Origin of the sequence: Myroides odoratus, from assembly GCF_965118575.1 — a bacterium.
Taxonomy (GTDB): domain Bacteria; phylum Bacteroidota; class Bacteroidia; order Flavobacteriales; family Flavobacteriaceae; genus Flavobacterium; species Flavobacterium odoratum_B.
This window is the reverse complement of record NZ_CBCPHW010000001.1, coordinates 69,872-96,162: the sequence shown is the minus strand read 5'-3', so window position 1 is coordinate 96,162 and position 26,291 is coordinate 69,872. Positions and strand designations below refer to the sequence as shown.

18 protein-coding genes are annotated in these 26,291 nt (G+C 33.1%); 7 read left to right on the top strand and 11 right to left on the bottom strand.

Features of this window, described 5'->3' with window-relative positions:
• Window positions 1-24 precede the first annotated feature (24 nt).
• Together sufB and ACMHJ2_RS00440 are read right to left on the bottom strand one after the other, a co-directional pair.
• Window positions 25-1,473 carry a Fe-S cluster assembly protein SufB gene (gene sufB / locus ACMHJ2_RS00445; RefSeq protein WP_413510991.1) on the bottom strand — a complete coding sequence of 483 codons (1,449 nt, stop codon included), beginning with the start codon at window positions 1,471-1,473 and terminating at the stop codon, window positions 25-27.
• An 88-nt stretch (window positions 1,474-1,561) separates the two neighbouring features.
• Window positions 1,562-1,891 carry a HesB/IscA family protein gene (locus ACMHJ2_RS00440; RefSeq protein ID WP_413510990.1) on the bottom strand — a complete coding sequence of 110 codons (330 nt, stop codon included), beginning with the start codon at window positions 1,889-1,891 and terminating at the stop codon, window positions 1,562-1,564.
• A gap of 476 nt (window positions 1,892-2,367) precedes the next feature.
• Here ACMHJ2_RS00440 and ACMHJ2_RS00435 point away from each other — a divergent pair, with 476 nt between their 5' ends.
• The 4 genes from ACMHJ2_RS00435 to rnpA all read left to right on the top strand — a co-directional run bounded on the left by ACMHJ2_RS00435 (window position 2,368) and on the right by rnpA (window position 7,417).
• Window positions 2,368-3,228 (top strand): MBL fold metallo-hydrolase, encoded by an 861-nt coding sequence (locus tag ACMHJ2_RS00435; protein ID WP_413510989.1) that lies wholly within the window; start codon window positions 2,368-2,370, stop codon window positions 3,226-3,228.
• A gap of 73 nt (window positions 3,229-3,301) precedes the next feature.
• Window positions 3,302-4,915: a S8 family peptidase gene (locus tag ACMHJ2_RS00430; protein ID WP_413510988.1), complete on the top strand. Its 1,614-nt coding sequence runs from the start codon at window positions 3,302-3,304 to the stop codon at window positions 4,913-4,915.
• A gap of 82 nt (window positions 4,916-4,997) precedes the next feature.
• Complete coding sequence (locus ACMHJ2_RS00425; protein ID WP_413510987.1) at window positions 4,998-6,890, top strand: M1 family metallopeptidase; 1,893 nt, start codon at window positions 4,998-5,000, stop codon at window positions 6,888-6,890.
• A 113-nt stretch (window positions 6,891-7,003) separates the two neighbouring features.
• Window positions 7,004-7,417, top strand: a complete 414-nt coding sequence (rnpA, locus tag ACMHJ2_RS00420) for a ribonuclease P protein component (protein WP_413510986.1) — start codon at window positions 7,004-7,006, stop codon at window positions 7,415-7,417.
• Window positions 7,418-7,537: 120 nt separating this feature from the next.
• Here rnpA and ACMHJ2_RS00415 read toward each other — a convergent pair whose 3' ends face one another.
• The 3 genes from ACMHJ2_RS00415 to ACMHJ2_RS00405 are packed head-to-tail and all read right to left on the bottom strand — an operon-like array spanning window position 7,538 to window position 11,280.
• Window positions 7,538-8,488, bottom strand: coding sequence for a DUF4837 family protein (locus ACMHJ2_RS00415; RefSeq protein WP_413510985.1), 951 nt, complete (start codon window positions 8,486-8,488; stop codon window positions 7,538-7,540).
• A gap of 50 nt (window positions 8,489-8,538) precedes the next feature.
• Window positions 8,539-10,032: a transglycosylase SLT domain-containing protein gene (locus ACMHJ2_RS00410; RefSeq protein WP_413510984.1), complete on the bottom strand. Its 1,494-nt coding sequence runs from the start codon at window positions 10,030-10,032 to the stop codon at window positions 8,539-8,541.
• Between the two features lie 57 nt (window positions 10,033-10,089).
• On the bottom strand, window positions 10,090-11,280 hold the full coding sequence (locus ACMHJ2_RS00405; protein ID WP_413510983.1) for a phosphoglycerate kinase: 1,191 nt from the start codon (window positions 11,278-11,280) through the stop codon (window positions 10,090-10,092).
• Window positions 11,281-11,481: 201 nt separating this feature from the next.
• On the opposite strand from ACMHJ2_RS00405, the gene ACMHJ2_RS00400 reads away from it, so the two are divergent.
• Window positions 11,482-12,630 carry an ATP-binding protein gene (locus tag ACMHJ2_RS00400; RefSeq protein WP_413510982.1) on the top strand — a complete coding sequence of 383 codons (1,149 nt, stop codon included), beginning with the start codon at window positions 11,482-11,484 and terminating at the stop codon, window positions 12,628-12,630.
• A gap of 5 nt (window positions 12,631-12,635) precedes the next feature.
• On the opposite strand, the gene ACMHJ2_RS00395 is transcribed toward ACMHJ2_RS00400, so the two are convergent.
• From ACMHJ2_RS00395 to ACMHJ2_RS00370, 6 genes are all read right to left on the bottom strand, one after another.
• Window positions 12,636-14,915 carry a helix-turn-helix domain-containing protein gene (locus ACMHJ2_RS00395; protein ID WP_413510981.1) on the bottom strand — a complete coding sequence of 760 codons (2,280 nt, stop codon included), beginning with the start codon at window positions 14,913-14,915 and terminating at the stop codon, window positions 12,636-12,638.
• A gap of 95 nt (window positions 14,916-15,010) precedes the next feature.
• Window positions 15,011-15,607, bottom strand: coding sequence for an OmpH family outer membrane protein (locus ACMHJ2_RS00390; protein ID WP_413510980.1), 597 nt, complete (start codon window positions 15,605-15,607; stop codon window positions 15,011-15,013).
• A gap of 256 nt (window positions 15,608-15,863) precedes the next feature.
• Window positions 15,864-16,715, bottom strand: coding sequence for a class I SAM-dependent methyltransferase (locus ACMHJ2_RS00385; protein WP_413510979.1), 852 nt, complete (start codon window positions 16,713-16,715; stop codon window positions 15,864-15,866).
• 978 nt (window positions 16,716-17,693) lie between these two features.
• Window positions 17,694-19,571 (bottom strand): tRNA uridine-5-carboxymethylaminomethyl(34) synthesis enzyme MnmG, encoded by a 1,878-nt coding sequence (mnmG, locus tag ACMHJ2_RS00380; protein WP_413510978.1) that lies wholly within the window; start codon window positions 19,569-19,571, stop codon window positions 17,694-17,696.
• A gap of 19 nt (window positions 19,572-19,590) precedes the next feature.
• Window positions 19,591-20,010 carry an rRNA maturation RNase YbeY gene (gene ybeY, locus ACMHJ2_RS00375; protein WP_413510977.1) on the bottom strand — a complete coding sequence of 140 codons (420 nt, stop codon included), beginning with the start codon at window positions 20,008-20,010 and terminating at the stop codon, window positions 19,591-19,593.
• Window positions 20,011-22,316: 2,306 nt separating this feature from the next.
• A complete protein-coding gene (locus ACMHJ2_RS00370) occupies window positions 22,317-23,555 on the bottom strand; it encodes an NAD(P)/FAD-dependent oxidoreductase (RefSeq protein ID WP_413510976.1) in 1,239 nt (412 codons plus the stop codon).
• A gap of 105 nt (window positions 23,556-23,660) precedes the next feature.
• On the opposite strand from ACMHJ2_RS00370, the gene ACMHJ2_RS00365 reads away from it, so the two are divergent.
• Together ACMHJ2_RS00365 and ACMHJ2_RS00360 are read left to right on the top strand one after the other, a co-directional pair.
• Window positions 23,661-25,178, top strand: a complete 1,518-nt coding sequence (locus ACMHJ2_RS00365; RefSeq protein WP_413510975.1) for an HAL/PAL/TAL family ammonia-lyase — start codon at window positions 23,661-23,663, stop codon at window positions 25,176-25,178.
• Between the two features lie 3 nt (window positions 25,179-25,181).
• Window positions 25,182-26,285 carry a WG repeat-containing protein gene (locus tag ACMHJ2_RS00360; RefSeq protein WP_413510974.1) on the top strand — a complete coding sequence of 368 codons (1,104 nt, stop codon included), beginning with the start codon at window positions 25,182-25,184 and terminating at the stop codon, window positions 26,283-26,285.
• The last annotated feature ends 6 nt before the right edge of the window (window positions 26,286-26,291 follow it).

Genomic DNA, 26,291 nt, shown 5'->3' with positions numbered 1-26,291 from the left:
ATGTTTTTATTAAAAAGGGAGGGGTTAACCCACACTTCCTTCTAATGAAATTTCCAATAATTTCTGTGCTTCCACAGCAAATTCCATCGGTAATTTGTTCAAAACTTCTTTTGAGAAACCATTAACAATCAAGGCAATTGCCTTTTCTGCGGGAATCCCACGTTGATTGCAATAGAAAATTTGATCTTCACCAATTTTACTTGTCGTCGCTTCATGCTCGATTTGAGCGGTTGAATTTCTAGCTTCAATATAAGGGAAGGTATGTGCACCACATTCATTTCCCATTAGCAATGAATCACATTGCGTAAAGTTTCTCGCATTTTCAGCACGTGGTCCAATTTGCACCAATCCACGGTAACTATTTTGCGATTTTCCTGCTGAAATACCTTTTGAAATAATGGTCGATTTCGTATTCTTACCTAAGTGAATCATTTTTGTTCCTGTATCCGCTTGTTGATAATTATTGGTAACAGCAACCGAATAAAATTCGCCTACAGAATTATCTCCTTTTAGAATACACGAAGGGTATTTCCATGTTACAGCAGATCCTGTTTCTACTTGGGTCCAAGAAATCTTAGCATTGGTTTCACACAAACCTCGTTTTGTCACGAAATTGTAAACTCCACCTTTACCTTCACTATTTCCAGGATACCAGTTTTGTACCGTAGAATATTTAATTTCTGCATTGTCTAAGGAAATTAGCTCTACGACAGCTGCGTGTAATTGATTTTCATCACGAGAAGGTGCAGTACATCCTTCTAAATAAGAGACATAACTTCCTTCATCAGCAACAACTAAAGTACGTTCAAATTGGCCTGTTCCTGCTTGATTAATTCTGAAATACGTAGATAATTCCATAGGACAACGAACTCCTTTGGGAATATAACAAAACGATCCATCCGAAAAAACAGCTGAATTTAGTGCGGCATAGAAATTATCCGTTTGCGGCACCACAGATCCCAAATATTTTTTGACTAATTCAGGGTATTCTCTAATTGCTTCAGAAATAGAACAGAATATAATTCCTTTCTCCGCTAATGTCGATTTAAATGTAGTAGCGACAGAAACAGAATCCATTACAATATCAATGGCAACCCCTGACAACATCTTTTGTTCGTCAATTGAAATTCCCAATTTATTAAAGGTTTCCAATAATTCTGGATCAACTTCATCCAAGCTCTTGTACTTATCTTTGCTTTTGGGCGCTGAATAATAGGAGATCGCTTGAAAATCGGGTTTCACATAATGCACATTCGCCCATTCTGGTTCAACCATGTTTTTCCAAATGCGAAAGGCTTCCAATCTCCACTCAGTCATCCATTCAGGCTCTTCTTTTTTAGCAGAAATAGCTCTGACAATTTCTTCATTTAACCCAACAGGAAATGTTTCGGACTCTATATCAGTATAAAATCCATATTCATATTCCTTACTTTCTAATTCTTTTTTTAAATCTTCTTCTGTATACTTGCTCATATATTGGTACTTAAAAGCAATTATTACCTGCTTCTACATTAGACTTTACTTTGTTAAAAGGGAAGATTTGCATCTTCCCTTTTATGTACTATAAAGAAAAACTTTCTCCACACCCGCAAGTTCTACTTGCATTCGGGTTATTAAAGTAGAAACCTTTTCCATTCAGTCCTCCTGAATATTCAAGGGTTGTTCCTACTAAATACAAAAAGCTCTTTTTATCAACAGCAATTTTCACCCCATTATCTTCGAAAATTTTATCTTCTTCTGTGATACCGTGGTCAAATTTCAATTGGTATGATAAACCGGAACATCCTCCGCTCATCACTCCTACGCGAACATAATCTGTTGTAGAATCAAAACCTTCATCCTCCATCAAAAGAGCTACGCGCTTACTTGCTATATCTGAAACTTTTATCATACGTTTTACTTAAAATAGATTAATTCTATACGATTGACAAAGGTATTATAAAAAAATGGTTTCCAATACTAACTAACATATTTATAACGATTAGAAGTTTTAATACTAAAATCGATAAAATCTATTGTAGTAACCGCATTTATAATTAGTTATAACGCATTATATTGGCCAAATTAATACCAATTTGAAAACCCTTTAATACTCCGGATACATTCTTTTTCTATTTAAAAAACATTCTTTACAAATTTCTCATCTATTTTTTAGATGGCTACGATACAAAAAAGAGAAAGAATTGAACAAATCCAAGAAAAGTTGTTTTTCTTCATTTTTGTCGAAAATCCAACCCTTTTTTTTCTGATAAAGAGGTCCCTTTTGACAAGCAAAGAAGTACAAAAAAATAGGTGAAAAAGAAAAAACACTTGTCATTTTGTATAAATTTCTTACTTTGCCACTCTGACAATCAAAACGAATTCAGTATGAAATTATACAGTATAGCAAGTGGGAATTTTAAATTAGATGGAGGAGCCATGTTTGGTGTAGTTCCAAAAGCCATTTGGAATAAGACAAATCCAGCAGATTCAAATAATCAAATTGATCTAGGAGCGCGTTTATTGCTTATTGAAGACGGCAATCGCTTAATTTTGATTGACACGGGAATGGGAAATAAACAATCGGATAAGTTTTTTGGTTATTATTCGATTTGGGGAGATGATACGCTTGAGAAATCCCTAAACTACAATGGTTTTCATCCTGATGATATTACGGATGTTTTTTTGACGCATCTACATTTTGATCACGTGGGGGGGGGTGTAAATTGGAATACTTCCCGCACAGGTTATGTCACTGCGTTTAAAAATGCGCGTTATTGGTCTAATGAACAACATTGGAACTGGGCTATTGAGCCAAATGCAAGAGAAAAAGCCTCTTTTTTACCAGAAAATATTCTTCCTATCCAAGCAAGTGGTGCCCTTCACTTTATCCAAAAAAGTGATTCCGACTTACTCTTGAATTGCGAATTGGGTTTTTCTATTTTCTTTGCTGATGGGCATACAGACAAACAAATGATTCCCATTTTGAATTACAAAGGAAATAAATTAGCGTTTACAGCTGATTTGCTCCCTACAGCAGGCCATATTCCCTTGCCTTATGTTATGGGTTATGACACGCGACCGTTGCTAACCTTAGGTGAAAAAGAAAAATTTTTAAATTTGGCTGCTGACGAAAATTGGCTCTTATTCTTAGAACATGATGCTCATAACGAAATAATTACAGTACAACATACAGAAAAAGGGGTGCGATTAAATGAAATATATCGAGCTTCGGATATCTTAATTTAATGTTAAGCCTAACGTTTTCAACTAATTAAATACTATTTTTATAGGTCTTAAACGAAATTAAAAACAAAAAACAATGCGTTTGATTAAACCCATTTATCTTTCAGCAGCTTTGGCTTTTGCTTTAACTAGCTGTGGAGGCTCAAAAGCTATCATACAACAACCTATTTCAAATGTAGACCAATTACCTACAAGAACCTCTTCACTATCCGAAGAACAATTGAAGAGATGGAGCCATTTGGACATCCTAAAAGATACTGTTCCTGGGATGTCAGTTGACCGAGCTTATGCAGAACTATTAAAAGGTAAACCCCTACCTAAAAAAATAGTTGTAGGTGTAATTGATTCAGGAATTGAAATTGATCACGATGACTTGAAAACTCAAGTTTGGACGAATCCAAAAGAAATTGCAAACAATACGATTGACGATGATGCCAACGGGTATATTGACGATATTCATGGATGGAATTTTTTAGGAAAATCCGTACATGAAAATGTTGAGATGGCACGCGTTGTCCGAAGAGGAGATGATGGATCAGCCCAATACAAAAGAGCAGTAAAAGAACTTGCTAAAGAAATTCAAGAAGCCAAAGAAATCCAAGTTAGAGCAGATATGTTACTGCGTGCTAATGAAAGATTAGCTACTTTTTTAGGCAAGAAAGACTATACTATTGAGGATTTAAATGCAATAGGTTCTGATGTATCAGAAGAAATTTCTCATTCAAAAAAGGTTATTGCTAATATACTAAACAACGGCCGTGAGCTATCTTGGTTAGAAACCTACAAAAACTACGGAAATAGCAAATTGAACTATCATTTAAATGTAGATTTCAATGGGCGTGAACTAGTAGGTGATGACCATACAAATATCAATGATCGCGTATATGGAGATAACAATGTTATTGGTCCAGATCGCGATGAAGCAAAACACGGAACACACGTTTCTGGAATTATTGCTCAAACTAGACACAATAATTTAGGAGGAGATGGTGTAGCTTCTGAAGTTGCAGAAATCATGGCATTAAGAGCCGTTCCTGATGGAGATGAATACGATAAAGACATCGCTTTAGCTATTCGTTATGCAGCAGATAATGGTGCAAAAGTAATCAATGGTAGTTTCGGAAAATATTTTGAAGAAAACAGCCAATGGGTACGCGATGCTATTCAATATGCGGAATCAAAAGACGTTTTAATTGTTGTTGCCGCAGGAAATGATGCGATGGATTTAAACATCGAAGGCGGTGTAGAACGCTATCCGAATGACAATGTAAAGATGGGTCCTGAAATAGCGAGCAACTTCTTAGTTGTTGGTGCTTTAAACCCCGAATTTGGAAAAAACATGGTTGCTAGATTCTCTAACTATGGACATTACGATGTAGACGTATTTGCTCCAGGAGTAAAAATTTACGCAACAACACCACACAATACTTACGAATACTTACAAGGAACCTCTATGGCGTCGCCAAACGTTGCTGGAGTTGCTGCTTTAATTAGAGCCTATTATCCGCAATTTACTGCTGCAGAAGTGAAAAAAATCATCATGGATTCAGGAGTTGCTGTAAACCTAGAAGTTGTTGTTGGCGAAAAAAGAGAAGTTAGAAATTTCAACTCTATATCAACTTCAGGGAAATTTGTAAATGCTTACAATGCCTTACTTTTAGCTGAAAAATTAGCTAAAGCAAAAAAATAATCTTTTCAACTTTTAAAGATTCTAATTTCACACTCCACAACTTAGCTTTTCTTTGTTGTGGAGTTTTAATTTAAACTGAAACATGAAAAAATTTCGCATCGCCATTCTCCTTTGTTTACCCTTTATCTCTCAGGTAAACGCACAAAACAACCCAAATCCAGGGTATTGGCAACAACATGCAGATTACAGCATGGATGTCAAAATGGACGTAAAGAAATTTGCGTATTCAGGGACACAATCTGTGGCTTATACCAATCATTCTCCAGATACTTTACGTCAGGTTTTTTATCATTTATATTTCAATGCATTTCAACCTAATAGCGATATGGATGCTTTACTAATGAGTATCCCAGATCCTGATTCTAGAATGGTTGAAACGAAAGAAATAAGAGGTCGAAAAATTTCTGAAAGCCGAATAAATAAGCTAAAAGAAAATGAAATTGGCTTTGTAAAAGTTAAAAAAATAGCGCAAGATGGAACGCCTATTGAAAGTAAAGTAGTAGGTACTGTATTAGAGGTAACCCTACAAACTCCTTTGGCTCCGCATCAAACCACAATACTAGATTTGAATTTTGAAGGCCAAGTTCCTTTAATGATTCGAAGAGCAGGACGCAACAACAAAGAAGGAGTTGCTTTGTCCATGGCTCAATGGTTTCCCAAATTAGCAGAATACGATTTTGAAGGCTGGCATACAGAACAGTATTTAGGAAGAGAATTTCACAGTATTTGGAGTAGTTATGATGTAAAAATAACCTTAGATAAAGACTATATTGTAGGTGGTACTGGGGTTTTACAAAACAACAACCAAATTGGTTATGGGTACGAAGATCCAGGTGTAACGGTAGCTCCTCACAAAGGCAAAACCTTAACGTGGCATTTTAAGGCAGAAAATGTATTAGATTTTACTTGGGCTGCTGATCCCGATTACATTCATGATATATATGATGGTCCTAATGGGGTTAAACTTCATTTCTTATACAAGAATAACCCTGCTATTATTGAGAATTGGAAAAAACTACAACCTGTAACGGCTCAATTGATGGATTTTTTCAATCAAAATGTTGGTGATTATCCCTATTCACAATACGCTGTTATACAAGGAGGTGATGGTGGAATGGAATATTCGATGTGTACCCTAATTACGGGAGAGAGAAACTTTCCAAGTTTAGTAGGGGTAACTGCCCATGAACTAGCTCACAGTTGGTTTCAACATACTTTAGCAACAAATGAAACCAAACACGAATGGATGGATGAAGGTTTTACTACTTTTATTTCAGATTTAGCGATGTTGCAAATCTTACCTAAAGAAAATTTAGAAGATGAAAACCCATTCGCTTCGACCTATAAAAGTTATTACAACATGGTTGCTCGAAATATTCAAGAGCCTTTAACAACGCATTCCGATCATTATTTAACCAATAGAGCGTATTCTATTTCTGCCTATAGTCGCGGGTCAATATTCTTGACTCAATTGGCCTATATCATTGGATGGGATAACATGATGAAAACGCTAAAGGAATTTTATCGTCAATATCAATTCTCACATCCAACACCCAATGATTTTAAACGGGTAGCCGAACGTTTGACAGGTGCTAATTTAGATTGGTATATGACGGACTGGACTCAAACCAATAATACTATTGATTACGCGGTTTTATTTGTAGAAGAAATCCAAAAAAATAAATCTTTAGTAACGTTAAAACGCCTAGGTCGTGCCGGAATGCCTTTAGATATATTAGTCACTTATCAAGATGGAACAATGGAAACTTTCTATGTGCCCTATACCTCAATGCACTGGAACAAACCTAATCCATACATTGAATATGAACGCACTATTTTAGAAGGATGGGGTTGGGCTCAACCGGAGTATAAATTCATCATTAATAAACCTAAAAGTACCATTAAAACGATTCTTATTGACCCTAGTCAGTTTATGGCGGATGTAAATCAAGAAAATAACGTATACAACAAGTAAAAGAGAGCTAAAACGAAGCTATATCCTTTGTTTTTAAAAATAATAAAGTCCTAGAATATTCTAGGACTTTTATTTTATAGATATCGTTTTCGTTTTCTACCTTTGCATTACCTATGACAAAACAAAAAGAAACCTATCCAAGGGAGGAAAAATTAAAAGCGAGAAAGCTTATAGATGAATTATTTATAACTGGTAAGTCCGTTAGTAAATATCCGCTTCGCATGGTTTATATTGAACTAAACGACGAACAAGCTGTACCCCTACAAACTGGTGTTTCGGTATCTAAACGCAATTTTAAAAAAGCGGTAGATCGCAATTATTACAAGCGCTTATTACGAGAAACTTATCGCAAAAATAAGCATCTTATCCTAGATCAAATGGATCAAAAATTTGCTGTTATGTTGTTTTATCAAACCAAAGATCGCTTATCCTATCAAGAGGTAGAGCACAAAATGAAAGGTTTATTAGAAAAGTTTGTCATCCAACACACTAAATCTCAATCAGAAAACGATCCTAAGGTAATTTAAAAGCTTTTCTAGATAAAAACAGTCCTATGTTGTTTTGTTCTTTTTTATAGCTTAAAACGCCTTTTATTATAGTTTATCCATGTAAAAAAAGCCAAGTAAAAAATTTTACTTGGCTTTTTACTATTTATATACTTTCAAGGTTCGCATAATCGCTTCTAATTCGAGCATTACATTGCGTTTACTCATCGAAGGATTATATGTGAAACCTTCGATTATAAGATAATACTCTTTTTCTTCATTTTTTACAATGTAAGACAAATAAGGACCACCCATAAAGCTATTTTCCATATCCCAAGTTCCTTTCATTTCTGTTATTTCTTGGCCTTTGAGGGAAATTGTTTTATTGAATGGGACAAAATCAACACTCATATTCATAAACGTATCTGGTTCTGAAGAATGGATATATTTACCAACAACAGAATCTTTCAAATAGTCCATATCCTGAATAAACTCTAACTGCGTAGAAAAAGGTTTTAGCAACCTAAAAGGCAAACTATAAACCAATATATTACAATTTCCCGATGCGATTTCCTTTTTGTACCAAACAAAATTATCATCTACTAAAACGCGTTTATAGGAGGCAGGTAAATCCAAATCAATATTGTACTTGTCGTGTAAATAAACCGTTTCATATAGAGGCCCCTCTTTTATACGCTGTTGAATATCTCTAATCTCTTGGTGATGAAACCGATTAATAATGGAGTCTTTATATTGCAAGAAATTTGAAATAACACTCTGATTATCTGCGCCTTCAATTAAAAAATAATTCTGAGGTTGAGCATATTGATCCACTAACAATTCAAAATTACTTCTATTGTCTTGGTTAGAGATATAGACAATATTTTTTCTACGTTTAGTAGAATTGGCAAAAACACGAGGAGATTGTTGATCAATATCAAATCGAGGTTCAGCAGGAATAATTCCATCAATACCTCTGGCTAAATAATTGCGTATGGTATCCCCAACATTGGTGAGCCACAAATCATCATCAATAACCACTAATACTTGATTTATCGGCCCCTGTGATGAGGTAAGTGCATCATCTTTTCGCATAGCGTCTTTACAACTCATGCAAAACACCAAACAAACGATATAAATTAAACCGTATTTCAAATGATTCCTTAGTTAATTTTCAACTTCATTCCAGGCAATAGCATAGCATCTTCACCCATATTATTTAACGCTTTTAATTTAGAAATAGTTACTCCTGGCAAGTTCTTGCTAATTGAATAAAGAGAGTCTCCTTTTTTCACCACATAATACCCATTGGTAGAGGCTTGTGCTACCGTTGATTTACCAATAACCAATTTTTTACCTGGATAAATAACATTCGTTTTCATATTGTTCATTCGCTTCAATTCAACAACTGAAATACCATACTTCTTTGCGATAACACCTACGCTCTCTCCTTTTTTAATTGTATGATATTTATTGCGAACTCCAGAAGTCTGTGCGATGGCAATATCGTAATTTGGTTTCTCTTTTTGATTTGCCTCAAAATCGACATACGCATAAATTTTTTGTTCGTTTGACACCAATAATCCTGCTTTATCTAAAGGTAAACGCACAAAATTTAATTCAGTAGAAGAATAAGGAATTACTTTTAATTTATAGGTTGGGTTCAAAAATTCTAATTCTTCTTGACTTACATCTAATAATTTAGAAATTTGATCAAAAGACAGCATTCGCTTTACGGCAATTGTATCAGTTTGAACCAATTTAAATGAACTATTTACATTCGCTTTTATGCCATGTTCTTTGGCATATTCAAAGATATACATGGTGGCATAAAAAGCAGGCAAATAGTTTTGCGTTTCGCGGGGTAAATTAGGGCGGATATTCCAATAATTGGTCAAACCATTTGATCGTCTAATCGCTTTTGAAACATTACCAGGTCCAGCATTATAAGACGCTAAAACCAAATCCCAATCACCAAAAATCTTATATAAATCTCCTAAAAATTTAGCCGCCGCTTCCGATGATTTTAGCGGGTCAACGCGATCATCCTTAAATGAAGAAACTTCTAAATTATACTGTTTTCCCGTTCCATACATAAATTGCCACAATCCAGTAGCTCCCATATGTGAAATGGCCTTGGGATTTAGAGCGGATTCGACAATTGCTAAATACTTCACTTCCAACGGAATATTATTCTTAGCTAATTGTTCTTCAAACATTGGAAAATAGTATTCTGACAGGCCTAATAAGCGCTCAAAAGACTTTTTTCTCTTCTTCAAAAACGATTTGATCAATCGCTCTAAAGATTCGTTGTATTCCACGTTAAATGGCGTTTTTTCATTTAACAAGGCTAATCTTTGTTTTAGCACTTCTGTGGTGAGACCATTCCATTCAAGATCATCTTCGGTAAACAATTCATCTCCCGTCAAATCTTCATTCATCTCTTCGAACAAATCTTGATTAATCAATTCATCTAGCCAAAGTTTTTCGATACGTTCGCTAGTAGAGTGATTGATAAAACTTGCTTTAATAGAATCCAAATAAACTTGTGGATCTAATTCTTTGCTACTTAATTCAATTCCTTCTGATTGTACTTGTGCACTTAAGGTTAAAGATAATAGGCTAAAGAGGGATAACGCTACTCCTTTGTACTTCATAATTATTTAATTTGAAATAGGGTATAGTTACGTGCTGTAGCTATACCCTAACTTGTATTATTCTTGTATTGCTTTGATACCAGGCAATATTTGTCCTTCTAACATTTCTAACATAGCACCACCTCCGGTAGATACATAACTCATCTTTGAAGCTAAACCAAATTGTTTTACAGCTGCGACAGAATCTCCTCCTCCAACTAAAGAGAAGGCTCCTTTTTGAGTTGCTTCTGCAATAAAATTGCCTAATTCAATTGTTCCATTTGCAAACTTATCCATCTCAAAAACACCTAAAGGTCCATTCCAAAGGATAATTTTTGAATCCAAGATGACATTTTTCAAACTAGCTAAAGTTTCAGGTCCGACATCAAGTCCTTGCCATCCAGCAGGAATTTCTTTTACATCTACTATTTTTGTATTGGCATCAGGCGCAAAAGCATCTGCGGCAACTACATCAATAGGCAAGTGAATTTGAACATTTTTGCTCTTTGCTTGCTCCAAAATACGCAAAGCCAACTCTATTTTATCATCTTCACAGATTGAATTTCCAATCGTTCCTCCCAGTGCTTTCACAAAAGTAAAGGCCATTCCACCACCAATAATAAGGTGATCGACTTTATCCAAAATATGTTCAATAATAGTTATTTTAGATGAAACTTTGGATCCTCCTAGGATAGCTGTGACTGGTTTATCAGAACTATTTAAAACTTTATCTATACTTTCAATTTCTTTCGCTAATAAATAACCAAAGCATTTGTCATTAGGGAAAAATTTAGCCACAATTGTTGTAGACGCATGTGCGCGGTGCGCGGTTCCAAAAGCATCATTGATATAAAAATCAGCCATAGAAGCTAATTCAGCGGCAAATTGTTCGTCTCCCTTTTCTTCTTCCGCATAAAAGCGCAAGTTTTCTAATAAGATAATTGTACCTGGCTGGCTATTTGCTACCACTTCATTTACTTTTTCACCAATACAATCTTCAACAAATGTAATTTTAGCTCCTAAAACTTCTTCTGTTTTTGCTACTAGGTGACGCAAAGAATAGGTATCGTTTTTTTCTCCTTTTGGACGCCCCAGATGAGACATTAAAATTGCTACACCACCGTCTTTAATTACTTTGTCAATCGTTGGTTTAGCGGCTTCAATCCGATTGGTATCGGTTACCTCAAAAGCCTCGTTTAAAGGCACATTAAAATCAACGCGAATTAATACTTTTTTATTTTTAAAATTCACATTATCAATCGTTTTCATAATTGTATTTTTCTAAAATAAGTTCTGATTAACGCAAATATAAATCTTTTTAAAATTTCAAAGAGGTTTATTGTTGATTATTATATTAAATAACTTGGATACCTTTTCACTTCAAATACCAATTAAATTCTTCATTCAGATAAGTTAAGTTTTCTTTTTCAAGACTTCTTCATACCCAAAGAAATCCTTTATATTTGCATTATGTTATTTTCAGAAATTGTTGGTCAAAACCATATTAAGAATCACTTAATACAAAGTGCAACCTCAGGTAGAATTCCTCATGCTCAATTGTTTATTGGACAAGAAGGAACAGGAACATTAGCTATGGCTATTGCCTATGCACAATATCTTCTTTGTAAAAATACAGGGGGTGAAAACACAGGTGGAAATGGAAGCTGTAATATCAAATTTAATGCTTTAATGCACCCTGATTTACATTTTGTTTACCCCGTAGCCACTACAAACGAAGTAACAAAACATCCCACCAGTGATAAATTTGCAGAATCCTGGCGAGCTTTTATCAAACACAATTCCTATGGGAGTCTTTTTGATTGGTACACCCATATTGACATTCAAAATAAACAAGGTCAAATTGGTGTAGATGAAGCGGGGGAGATTTTAAAAAAATTAGCCCTAAAATCGTATGAAGGGGGGTATAAGATTATGATTATTTGGATGGCTGATAAACTCAATACGGAAGCCTCCAATAAAATTTTAAAAATTTTAGAAGAACCGCCTGCTAAAACGATATTCATTTTAATTGCTGAAAATGAAAAGGCTCTGCTACAAACTATTTTATCCCGTTGTCAATTGCTTCGTTTTAATGCTTTAAACAGCATTGAGATTGAACAGGCTTTACTAGCTACTCAAAGTTGTGATAAACAACAGGCGATTTTAATTGCTCGTCAAGCACAGGGTAATTACAACAAAGCCATGCAATTGGTTTCTCATGCAGCCGATTCCTCTGACTTTGAATCCAAATTTGTCACTTGGGTACGCGCAGCCTTTCGAGCAAAAGGCAATGCTGCTGTCATTAAAGATTTAATTGAATGGAGTGAAGATTTAGCTACTTTGGGAAGAGAGCAACAAAAACAGTTTTTAGAATTTTGCATTGAATTATTTCGTCAAGCCTTATTATACAACTATCAATCGCCTAATTTAGTTTACTACCAAACTTCGGTAGATAAATTCAAATTAGAAAATTTTGCACCCTTTGTCAACGGGGCAAATATTGAAGAAATTTACCAAGAATTATCAGATGCCATTTATCACATTGAGCGCAATGGAAACAGCAAAATGATATTTACGGATTTATCTATAAAATTAACCCGTTTAATTCATAAAAAATAGCGAAACTAATCGGTTTCGCTATTTGGTATTGTTCGTTGATATAACTTCAATTCTTCCCAGGTAAATTCGCTTGTAGAAGCGGCTTTTATTTCAGAAAGAGATTTTCCTTCATTTTCATTAAAAACTTGCGCTAAGCGGTCTATTTTGCTTTGATCTAATACTTCGTGTAATTCTATTTTGTTGTCGGCAATCAATTTGGCTAAATGCGAAAAAATGGTCGTAGGCGTTAATTTTCGCTCTTCTGCAATAGCGTCAATTCGCATCCCTTCCATCCAAAGGTCATGGGTAATTGTAAACGTATTTTTCTTTTTCTCTTTTTTGTCTTTTGTTTTGAGGTCCTCAATTAAATCATAATCCTCTTCTAAATCTAATCGACTTGTGCGCAAGAGTGAAGCAATATGCGTCAAGTGATTAATTCGATACTCTCCTACTTCCAAACTGCGCAAATTCTCCTTGGTAATGCGTTGGTTTTGAAGAACTAAATTTACCACTTGTTTTGCTTTTTTTAAATTCAACACTGTTTTAATAGTTTGATCTTCTAACTCTTCCAATTCTGTAAAAAAAGCTTTCATCTGTCTTTTTCCACGTACTTGAGCCATGGTAAATAACAACTCGAAAACAACGTGATCTAACGTCGGGAAAAAATAGGAATACGCTTTATCTACTCGTTCTTTTATAAAATCTAAATTGACGGGGTCTTGTTGAAAAATATGTCTCAATTGACTCGTAAATTTGTCTGAAAACACTACTAATTCTTCTAGGGTCTGCACAATTTTTAAAGTCCAACTTTTATACTCCCCTTTTTTACTGCGTTCAGATTCTTGACCATAAGACAACAGGTGATTGCGCCAATTGAAACTCAATCCTTTCCACGAAAAAGCCTCAATTAACTGTTCTTCTAAAAACAACAAAGTTTGCTTGAGAATTTCCTCTTCTAAAGTATCCTTATCCGCCTTGTGTTTTGCGTACTGCATCACATCATAGTCATTGCGCAAGCCATTCATCTGAATGGGTGATAATAAGACTAGCCCTTTCAATGATTTCAATCGAGATAGAGCAACATAAGCCTGACCTGGCAAAAACACCTTAGAAACGTCTAAAATCGCTTTTTCAAAAGTTAATCCTTGGCTTTTGTGAACCGTTATCGCCCAAGCCAATTTTAAAGGAAAGTGGGTAAAGGTTCCCAACAGTTCTTCTTCAATTTCTTTGGTGTTGGGATTTACTTTATATCGAATGTTTTGCCATTCGTAGCGTTCAACTTCAATAATTTTATTTTCCTCTGGAAATTTAACAAAAATCTCACTTGGACTTAACTTGTGAATAAGTCCCATTTTTCCATTGTAGTACTTCTTTTCAAACGACAAGTCATTTTTTATAAAAATAACCTGTGCACCAACTTTTAAATGCAATTGATTTTCAATGGGATAAATGGATGAGGGAAAATCACCAACCACTTCCGCTTGAAAACGATACGATTTGGCTTGCAAAGATTCTAAAGAATCAGAATTAATGCTATCTGCCTTGGCATTGTGTGTAGTCAGGGTAATAAAACCTTCCGCTTTAGTTTGATCAAATGTAGGATTCACATACTGGTTAAGTACTTGCAAATCCAAAGGTGTAATCGTATTATTTCTCAAATTATTTAAAATCTGAATAAACGCATCATCGGATTGGCGATAAACCTTATCTAACTCAATATACAACGGTGGATTTGCTTGAATGACCGTAGAATGAAAGAAATAAGAACCCTTGTAATATCGCTTTAAAACGTCCCATTCCTCGTTTTTTACAACGGGAGGCAACTGCAATAAATCACCTATAAACAACAGCTGAACACCACCAAAGGGTTTGTTATTTCGACGGATAGTTTGCAACATAAAATCAATTGCATCTAATACATCCGCACGCAACATACTAACTTCATCGACAACCAACAATTCTAAATTTCGAAATAACGAGCGTCTCATATTGCTCATTCGAAAATGCTTTTTAATTGATACGCGGTTCTCAAACTTAACGTATTCGCTAAATATAGGTGGATTTACAGCATCAGGAATAAAAGCAGCTAATGGAAAATGAAAAAAAGAGTGTATCGTTACGCCACCTGCATTTAAAGCTGCAATTCCAGTAGGAGCAACAATAACTGTATTTTTGTGTGTACTATTTACAATCTCTTTCAGCAACGTTGTCTTACCTGTTCCGGCCTTTCCCGTTAAAAAAATCGACTGATTGGTCTCATTTATAAACTGTAAAACATACTTTGCTTCTCTAGAAAAATTCTCCATTTTTTGTGGTAAGATAAAAACTTAAATTGGTTAAAAATAAAAATAGCCCTAAGAAAACTTAGGACTATTTGAATAATATATGTAATTAAATATTCTTATTTTTCTTCTTTTACTGCAGGTGTAGTTGCTGTTTTACCATCTACGGTTTTAGCAGCTGAAGAACCTTGATATTTTGCATTTAATTCTTTAATAATATCCTCAGTAATATTATACTGCTCTTTACTGTAAATTACAGTTGATGCTTCTTCTGTATTAAATACATAATCTAAATTCTTTTTCTTTGCATAGTCAGAAATGTGAGATTTTACTTTTTTCACGATAGAATCCATCTCTTTAGAGCTTTCAGCTTGCAGTTCTTGAAAAATAGTTTGCTGTTTGGCTTGAAGTTGTTGTTCTCTACGTTGTAACTCTCCACTTCTTTGTTGTGCCCAAGCTTGCCCTTTTTGAGCAGCATTCGTTTGAAAGCTTTGAACTTCTCTTTGAAATTGTGCAATTTCTCCTTCGAATTCTTTTCCTTTCTCTTCAGATTTAATTTTATACTTTGATTCAATATCTTTTACCTCTTGATATTCTGTCATTAATTTAGAAGAATCAATATACGCAGTTTTAAATTCTGTTGAAGCAGTGGTTGGAGTATTGTTACAAGAAAATAACAACCCAGCTAATCCTAATACGAAAATACATTTTTTCATTTTTGATTTTTTTAAAAACATGTAAAATTAATAAAAGTTTTAATGTTTACTACATTATTTCAATATATATCTATCAATAAATATTATTTATAATAAAGTTAAATATAATAAATAAAATCTATTTTAAAGGGCCTTTATAAACCTATTTTAAGCAAACATCTATTTTTATTTATATCTAAATATGCAACGAAAGATAAAACTAGCTTAAAAAGCTTTAAAATTGAATTTTACTTCATTTTTCTTTCGTTTTAACTGCCTATAGCCTCTTTGATAAACAATAAATTAACGAAGAGTACTCCATCGAATTTCTTGCCTCTACATTAGAACGCAAACCTATAAAAAAAGCTTTGATCCAATTTTTCTTTCCTGTTTTATATTGTTCTGATAAAAGTGACACATAAAAACTATCAAACAACATGGGTTGAAGTTCATCCACTTTAAAATCAAATGGAGTAAAAATACGATCTATCGCCTTTTGAGAAAAATGCCAAATATGTCGAGGTACATCAAAAGCCGCCCAATACTCTTTGTAATAAAGTGCATCATACGATTTATAATTTGGAACTGCTAGGATCAATTTCCCATCTGGTTTCAATAATCTATTTAATTCTATAATTTGTTCTTGAAGGTTTGGAATATGTTCCAAAACATGCCAAAGTGTAATAACATCAAAACTGTGATCCGGTAGTTCCTTTAAATAATCTACCACATCCAACTTTTTTTCTTTAGCTAAATCCCTCGCTTTTTCATTTGGTTCATATCCATTAACCGTCCATCCTCTATTTTTTGCTTCAACTAAAAAATCACCCGTTCCACATCCTATGTCTAAAAGAGCCCCTACAGTTTTGGTTTGCTTAAACAATAAATCTACTTTTTTTCGCAACGCTACTTTTTTTACTCCTTGATAGATTCGCTCAAACAAATTTCGCTTGCCATCTGTATGTGAAATATAATTTTCGCTTTGATAATAGTTTCCTAAAACTTCCTTGGTAGGAATTGGATCTGTCATTAACAAATCATAGGTTCGATTATAGTATAAAGAAAACACTTCTTGAGAAACAGTAAAATCCTTTACATCTAAAAATTTTTCATCTTTATTAAAATCCATGTTTTTCATTTGATACAAAGTAGTAACTATTTTTTATTTTATCTCCTTTTTTAATCAATAAAAAGAAAGAATCAATTCATCAAATTTAAAATTTATTCCAACAAAAGCCGCTCCTTTTTTTTTAATTTATAGAAGAATTTATACTTTTTTTTTACTCTTTAGCCCCCTTAATTTTTAATTTATACGATGAATTTCTTTTCAAGTATTTTTATTTTTTTGAGAATATCTTTTTGAGGTTTCTAATTTAAAAGAAGTTTATTTTTATTTTATTTCTTTCCTCTTTTTCTAAAAGAAAAATTACTTGTTCAAAATTTCATCTCAAAAATAAATGCCTAATTTTTTCATTTTTTAAACTAAAAATCCAATTTAGATGGCTCTTTTTATTTTAATTTTTGCTTCCTTTATTTTTACAAAAAAAAGTAAAGCATAACTTTTTTTGCAAACAAAATCTAAAAATAGCAGAGAAATAAATGGCATATAAATTTAATTTAATTTTCAAAAATAGAAGGCTATTTTCTTTCCTTCAATTCCTATTTTATTTTCATTTTATTTTTAAATTCTTTTTCCTATTTCTACAAAAAAAAAGTAGAAATCCAATTTTGAATTCTACTTTTCTGCTTTCTCTTTTTACATTCAAATAAACTTTTTATCCGTTTCATTTTCACCTAGAGCATCCTCAAAAAAACACTTTCCTTCTTCATCTACAAATTAAAGTCATTCCCTTAAAAAGATCATAATGGATTTTCTAGTGTTTCCTTCTAATGTTCAAAACAATTGCGTATTCGCTTAGTAGAAGGTGCTTCCTAGTATCTCTGTATTGGTACCTATTTCTAGAGTTGAAGTGTTTTTTCACTTCATCTATTACTTTAACTAACCCTGTAAAGCATTGAAAAGATGCTTTTTAATTTCGAAGCTCTAAACAAAAAAATAAGGATTGTTCCACGTGGAACAATCCTTATTTACTTTTATGCTTTAGTTCTATCGACCCATATGAATCAATAGAATCGATATATCTGTAGGGGTAACACCACTGATTCTTGACGCTTGAGAGATTGTAATCGGGCGAATCTTTTTGAACTTCTCGCGGGACTCATACGACAGTGAAACAATCTTATCATAGTCAAAATTCTCAGGAATTTTCACATCTTCTAACCGAGTTAATTTATCTGCATTGTTCCTCTCCTTCTCAATATAACCCGAATACTTTACTTGAATTTCTGCTTGCTCAATTACCTCCTGATCGATATTTTTTTCAGCGATATACTCCTTTACTTTTTCAAATTTAAGGATGTCTTCTAATTCAATTTGAGGACGAGAAAATACCTTAAACATCTTATCAGGTTGATTCATTAAAGAAGAATTCTTTGCTTCTAATATTGGATTTGCTTCCTCCATTTTGACGCTGGTCTCTTTAAAAAATTGAACGAAATTTTCTGATTCAATACGTTTGTGTTCCATTCTTCGCATACGTGCTTCCGAAGCTAATCCAATTTTATATGACAGAGGTGTAAGACGAAAATCGGCATTATCCTGACGCAATAAAGTACGATATTCAGCACGAGAAGTAAACATACGATAAGGCTCATCCGTTCCTTTTGTAATCAAATCGTCAATCAAAACTCCAATATAAGCTTCGTCTCTACGAAGGATTAAAGGCTCCTTTTCATGCACTTTTAAATGTGCATTTATACCAGCCATTAGTCCTTGTGCCGCTGCTTCTTCATAGCCCGTTGTTCCATTAATTTGACCTGCAAAATACAAACCATCTACTAACTTAGTTTCTAAAGTATGTCTTAATTGTGTAGGTGGAAAGTAATCATACTCGATGGCATAACCTGGTCTAAAAATCTTTGCATTTTCAAAACCAGCCACAGCGCGTAAAGCTTTAAATTGAATATCCTCTGGCAAAGAAGTAGAGAAACCATTGACATAAATTTCGCAAGTATTCCATCCTTCAGGTTCAACGAAAATCTGATGTCTTTCTTTATCTGCAAATCGATTAATTTTATCTTCAATCGAAGGACAATAACGAGGTCCAAGACTCTTAATACGTCCTGTAAACATCGGAGAACGATCAAAGCCTTCACGCAATAAATCGTGTACCTCCAAAGAAGTATAGGTCATAAAACAGTCTCTTTGTTGCTTCAAAGGCGACGTAACATCCATATATGAAAACTTACTCGGGTTGATATCACCGCCTTGTACTTCCATTTTAGAATAATCTAAAGAGCGACCATCTACACGTGGAGGTGTACCCGTTTTCATACGTCCTGAGGTAAAACCAAGCTTAACTAAATCTTCCGTTATACCATAGGCAGCACCCTCTCCTGCTCTACCACCACCAAACTGTTTTTCACCAATGTGAATCAATCCATTTAAGAAAGTTCCATTAGTTAAAATAACGGTTTTCGCTTTTATAGTAAGCCCCAAGCTAGTAACTACACCATCAATTTTATTATCTGTCACCAAAATAGACTTTACCATATCTTGGTAAAAATCTAAATTAGGCGTTCCTTCTAGCATTAAACGCCAGGTTTCGGAAAATCGCATCCGATCAGACTGCACCCTTGGGGACCACATCGCAGGCCCTTTGGACTTATTCAACATTTTAAATTGAATAGCCGTTTGATCCGAGACAATACCCGAATATCCACCTAAAGCGTCAATTTCACGAACAATTTGTCCTTTTGCAATTCCACCCATAGCAGGATTACATGACATTTGCGCAATATTTTGTAAGCTCATGGTAACCAAAAGTGTTTTTGATCCCATATTGGCAGCAGCAGCAGCAGCCTCTGAACCGGCATGACCACCCCCAACAACAATTACATCATATCTATCTTGAAAAATACTCATTTTTATAAAAATCTATCATTTATTGTTCCACGTGGAACATTTTTATCTTTTCTTCTTCTTTTTTTCGCATCAAAGCTTCCTCTTGCTCCCCTTTATCCTTATAACCACAATAATGCAATAAGCCATGAGCCATAACACGCAAAATTTCCGTTTCAAAAGGAACAGAAAACTCAGTCGCATTTTCTTGTACACGTTCGATACTAATAAAAATATCTCCACTAACTAATTGATTATCAGTATAATCGAAACTTATAACATCTGTTAAAGTATCATGATCCAAATACTTAACATTGATTTCATGCAAGTATTCATCTGTACAAAATATATAATTGATATCACCAACCAAAAAATTCTCAGAAGTAATAATGGCTTCAATCCATTGTTCATACTTCTCTTCATTTGTCAATGAAAAATCCAATTCGTAATTAAAACTTACCATATAAAATAAAAATATTTTGCAAAGGTACGATGAAAATTAAAACAGTAATACACTGAAATCTAAAAACATTGCCAAATGAAGAATCTGATTTTAAAAAATCAGTAAGCAATAATTGAAAATTTACAACCCAAATTTGATCCTTGTAAAAGAAGTAAAGCAATAATCAACTAAAAAAAACTACCCGTTATAATTTGCTCAAATCAAATTAAACTATAAATAAAATCAAATACACAAAATACAGACACCTAAAATAAGCTCCTGGTAATTTAGATCGCTTAATTTTTTTAAAAATACTATTCTCCATTATTTCTAAAGTCATAGTCCTACAACCCAATTTCAACCGTCTGTAGATCGAATAAAACACTTCTGTTGGGAAAAATTAATTTTTAATACAAATACAAGCCGTACAAAAAAAAGTCTACAATTATTTCCCCTTGAGCTTTGTGTAAAACCAACTGAAAATAAATAAACTTAAATAAAGACACACACGAGACATTGAAAAACAAAATAACCAAAAAATTAGGGTGTCCTCTATTTTGATTAAAACCAATTCAAAGATAAAAAAATTACTTCAAGCAAAATGTAGGTCTTCAAAAAAAAAAAAACAGAAAAAAACAAGCCTCTACATTTGGCCTAAAATAAGCCAAAGGAAAATAAAATCGCTGTAAGCAAAATATAAGGCTTTGCAAAAAGTATGCGTTAAAAAAATTAACTCGCAATTTAAACCGTCTCAAAAAATTTATTCTGTAATTTCAAAAAAAAATCTTTTACAATTTACTTACAAAGACCAGACAAGAAGAAAAACTATTTTAAAGAAAATACAGGCCTTCAAAAAAAAATACTTCAGCTAAAATTAAAAAAATCATCTTGTAGTTTGAATAAACCAAATCAAACGTACCTCAAATAAGTTTACACGAAATACAGTGTCCTGTAAAAATAGAATCAAAAAAATTTCAGTCCCTACATTTGCAATATAAAAGATCAGAAGTCAATTCTTTTTTTTTACGCAAAATATAGGACACTACAAAAAATAAATGCTCTAAAATTATCCCTCTAAAATTGGCTTAAACAACCTTAGATCCAAGTCAAAATAATACACACAAATTACAGCCCTCAATTTGCTATTTACTAGCTCTTCTCTTTTCAGTAAAACGCACGAATGTGCAATGAAAAAAATATACGCAAACTACAGCGCTTCGAAAAAAAATTAGCCATCAAAAAAAGTCACTTTTTATCTCAATGAACAAAGAAATTGAAATTCACACTTATCAACGTTATCAACAATATATATAATAGTAATAAAATCATTTTTAAAATTAAAAAAAAACTTCTCTATTATATTGTTTGTTAATATGTACAATAACTTTTAAACGATAATTTGCTTTTTTGACTTATAAAAACTTATTAACACAATATCATTTCTTAAACAGCTTTAAAATAAGCAAATAACCTACTTATTAACACGGTTAATAACCTTTATCAACAGCTTGTTTATTATAACTTAGATGTGAATTTCTGTTGATAAGTGGTTCATAGGGTATGAATATCTAACTCATAGATTTTTAAAAATAAATTTGCACAGGGATGATTTTATTCTGTATTGTAATTTATTTCAACTAAACAAAAAATAGTTATTCTATTCTTTCCTTACTTATCAACAAAAACGGTTCATTTAGTTTTCCTTCATAATCAACGCTTTAACCTCTTTTCGATTTCACGATGTTGATAACTCTTAGTTCCTTGTAATTCAGCTGATTAATGTAATTTTTGTATTTTTTTCCTAGACGATTTATTTTGCTAATACAAGTAAAAAAGAAGAGTTTATACGAATGGTTTTAAGTGAAAAAAGTATATAATTTGATCTTTTTTACTGCCCGAATTAGCTTGTTAATTTTTTATTTTTCAGTTTAATTGAGGTAAATTTTAGAGGAAATAAAGACGATAAATTGAACAAAAAAGACAGGAAACTCGCATTCTTTTTAGCTAAAAAAAGAGTTTGAAATTTGATTTTTCTAGGTCTTAAATCTTTTTTTTTTGCGCTACAAAGAAGTCAAAAAATAATTTAATAAAGGTAAAAAAAAAGCAAATTTAGGCTTGCTTATATTGCCTTCTTTACTCCTTTGAATCACATAAAACCAAGAATTGTTGTTTGAAAAAAGGAATAGAATAAGCTATTTTTTTAGTTGTACAAATACAATCTACTGTTGCTATATTAAACCTCACACTGTGGTTATTTTGACTTAAAGGAATAAAAAAAAGCCTTATACAATGGGTATAAGACTTTATATATATATGAATAAAAGATACTAAATAGCTCCTTTTTCCATTTGGATTAGATGTGCCATGTTGCGAATTACACTGTTGTGTTTTAATACAAATGGGTTTGATTTATCCCAAACATAACCTGCTAAAACCGAACAAATTTTTCGCTTTACATCTGGATTTTCTGGTTGATGAAAGAATAATTCTTGTAAATTTCCTGTGTACCATTCTTGGATATAAGTAGTAAATACATCTATACCTTCATTCATATAATCCGCATATTCTACTTGCCAATCTACGAGTTCTCCTTGTAGTGTTTTAAGGGCTAGTTTTGCGGCTAACATACCTGATTCTGTTGCAAAACATACCCCAGAGGAGAAAACGGGATCTAAAAATTCAGTGCTGTTTCCAGTTAATACGTAGCCCTCACCAAACATTTTAGATACACTTATTGAGTAATTACTTAGTTTTTTTGGTTCAAAATCAAAAGGCAATGCACCAAATCGTTGAATATAGAAGCTTGAAAGGTTAATCGCGTTTTGTAAAGCTTCAGTAGAATTAACACCTAACTTTTCAATATAATCCGTAGGACCAACAATTCCTACACTTGTTTTTCCATTTGAAAAAGGAATAACCCAAAGCCAAACTTTTGTTTCTAAAATATCAAATGAAATTTGGGTACCTTCTATTCCTTCGGGTCTTCTTTCATCAATAATATGACTGAAAATAGCCGAATGTGGGCTTAATTTTGAAGCGGCATCTAAGTTGAGCATACGCGGCAAAACGCGCCCATATCCACTAGCATCAATTAAAAATTTAGCATGAATTTTCGATTCTGTTCCATCCGTATTTTTAATGGTTGTTGTGGAATTTGTTCCTTCAAATTGAACATCAATTACCTCTGTTTCAAACTGAATATCTATGCCTTTACGCTGCATCTCATCAGTAATTGCTTTGTCAAAATCAGCACGAGGAATTTGCCAAGTCCAATTCCAACCTTCAGAAAATTTATTACTAAAATCAAAAATGCAAATTTCTTTTCCTCTAATAAAACGCGCCCCTGGTTTGGGTTGGAAATTATAAGTATTCAAAGCAGGAAGTAAATCTGCTTCTTCAAAATGATCCATAACACGCGGAATTAAACTTTCTCCTACAACAATTCTAGGAAACTTTGTTTTTTCTACAATTTTAACATTTATACCTTTTTTGTGTAAGTAACTACCTGCAACACTTCCAGATGGACCTGCTCCAATTATTAAGACATCTACATTTTCAATTGACATTGTTTGCTATTTATTATGTTAATAGTATTAAATTTGCCTGTGTTTTATGCCTAAAAAGTTTGGGTATAAAATACTCATACAAATATAACTATATATACCAAGTTAATGAACACGCTGAATGATTTCTTATCCCTAGAAAATTTTATTAAATATCTAGCGATAGATCAAGAATTAATATTAGCTCCTACTTTGAAAGAACGAGTGAATGAAAGTTTTAATTTTTTAAAGGATTATGCTACTAATAAAGTAATTTATGGTGTTAATACAGGCTTTGGACCTATGGCTCAATACCGTATTAAGGATGAAGAATGCGTGGCCTTGCAATATAATTTAATTCGCAGTCACTCCTCAGGTATCGGAAATCCGTTAAGTGTAGAACAAGTTCGTGCAGCAATCTTAGCGCGATTGAATTCTCTATCTCTAGGTTATTCGGGTATTAATATAGAGGTTATTGAATTGATGAAGGAGTTATTGAATAAAGGAATTACACCTTTAATTTTTGCTCATGGTGGAGTTGGTGCAAGTGGTGATTTAGTTCAATTGGCTCATTTAGCATTGGTTTTAATTGGTGAAGGAGAAGTTTTCTACAAAAATGAAAGAAGAAATACAAAAGACGTTTTTGAAATAGAAAATTTAAAACCAATTAATATAAGTATAAGAGAGGGAATTTCGTTGATGAATGGTACTTCTGTTATGACTGGAATAGGTATTTTAAACTGGAACAATGCTACAAAGTTATTAGATTGGTCAGTAAAAATAGCTTGTGCAATTAATGAATTAGTGGCTGCTTATGATGATCATTTTTCTGCGGAACTAAATGAAGCAAAACTGCATAAAGGACAACAATACATTGCCAAGCAAATGCGTCAAAACTTACAAGATAGTCAATTGATTAAAAAAAGAGAAGACCATTTATATTCTGGTACAAATCAAGAAGAAATATTCAAGGATAAAGTACAAGAGTACTACTCTATTCGTTGTATTCCTCAAATTCTTGGGCCTATTTTTGATACCATTCAAGAGGTTGGAAAAGTATTAGAAAATGAAATAAATTCTGCCAATGATAACCCTGTAATTGATGTAAAAAGTCAACAAGTTTATCACGGAGGAAATTTCCATGGGGATTATATTTCTTTAGAGATGGACAAGTTGAAATTGGTTATCACACGCTTGACGATGTTAGCAGAACGTCAGTTGAATTACCTGTTAAATGCTAAGATTAATGAATTACTTCCTCCTTTTGTCAATCTAGGAAAATTAGGATTCAATTTTGGTATGCAAGGGGCGCAGTTTACAGCTACTTCTACTACAGCTGAGTGCCAAGCATTAGCAACCTCTATGTATATTCACAGCATACCCAATAATAATGACAATCAGGATATTGTGAGTATGGGAACCAATGCAGCAGTACTTTGTGATAAGTTAATTGAAAATAGTTTTGAAGTATTTTCAATTGAAATTTTAACTTTAGTACAGGCAATAGATGCTTTAGCATATAAGGATAAAATATCAGAAACAACGAAAACGTGGTATGCAGAAATCCGTCAAATTATACCTGAATTTTCTAATGATCAACCTTTATATCCCTATTTACAACAGATAAAAGAATATTTAAAAGCATAGTTTATGAAATGCAATTTTATTTTTATATTTTTTGTCTTATTTGTTTGTACTCTACAAGCACAAGAGTTAGCACTCGTAAGAGAAAATAATTTATTTGGCTATCTAAATAGAGCGGGTGAATATGCGATTACACCTACTTTTAAAAATGCTCGATCTTTTTCGGATGATTTAGCTTGTGTCTATGACGGGAAGTTATGGGGGTATGTGGATCGCCAAGGACAATGGGTTATTCTACCTAAATATGAGAAAGTTAAGGATTTTAACGATGGAATTGCTTTAGTAAAAGAGGATAAAGCGTGGTTTTATATTGATAAAAAAGGTACAATTTTAAGTGCTCAAAAGGAGAGAGGTCCTAGATACAAGGGGACAAGTATTTTTAAAGTAGAGGAAAAAATTGGATTAATTGATCAGGAGGGTAAGCATATAGTAGAACCTAAATATGATGTAATTCAAAAGTTTGAAAGCGATTATACCGCAGTTAGCCTCAATGAAAAATGGGGAATTATCGACTATCTCGGAAATGAAATACTAGCACCTTTATACCAAAAAGTAGGACCTTATAAAAATGGATTGACTTGGGTAGTCCAAGAAGACCAATTATATTTATGGAATGAGGGAGAACGCATTGATATTTCTTATATAGACAAAGTAGTCAACTTGGATAATCCCAATTATATACTAGTTCAACAAGCGAAGAACTACGGTATAATCAATGCGAAAGGCGAAATTGTTATTCCAATCAAATACGAGGATATTCATATTTATAGTGAGGGATTAATACCGGTTAAAAAAGAGGGCTATTGGGGATATGTCGATGCAAAAGGAGAGCAAATAATTGATTTTATATACGAAAACGCTATACCTTTTAGTGAAGCCGGAATAGCAGCTGTAAGGCTCAATCAATGGGGATTTATCACTAAAAGTAAAAAAGTTGTTATTCCTTATAGGTACGATATATCAATTTTTAATTCCAAAGCATCAAAAAGAAATAATGTATATAGCAACGGATTATTTCGTGTAAAAAATAAAAAGAAATGGGGATTCATCGACGCGGATGGAAACCTATTTACAGATAGATGGTATCAAAATGTTGAAATATTTAATTAAAAATTA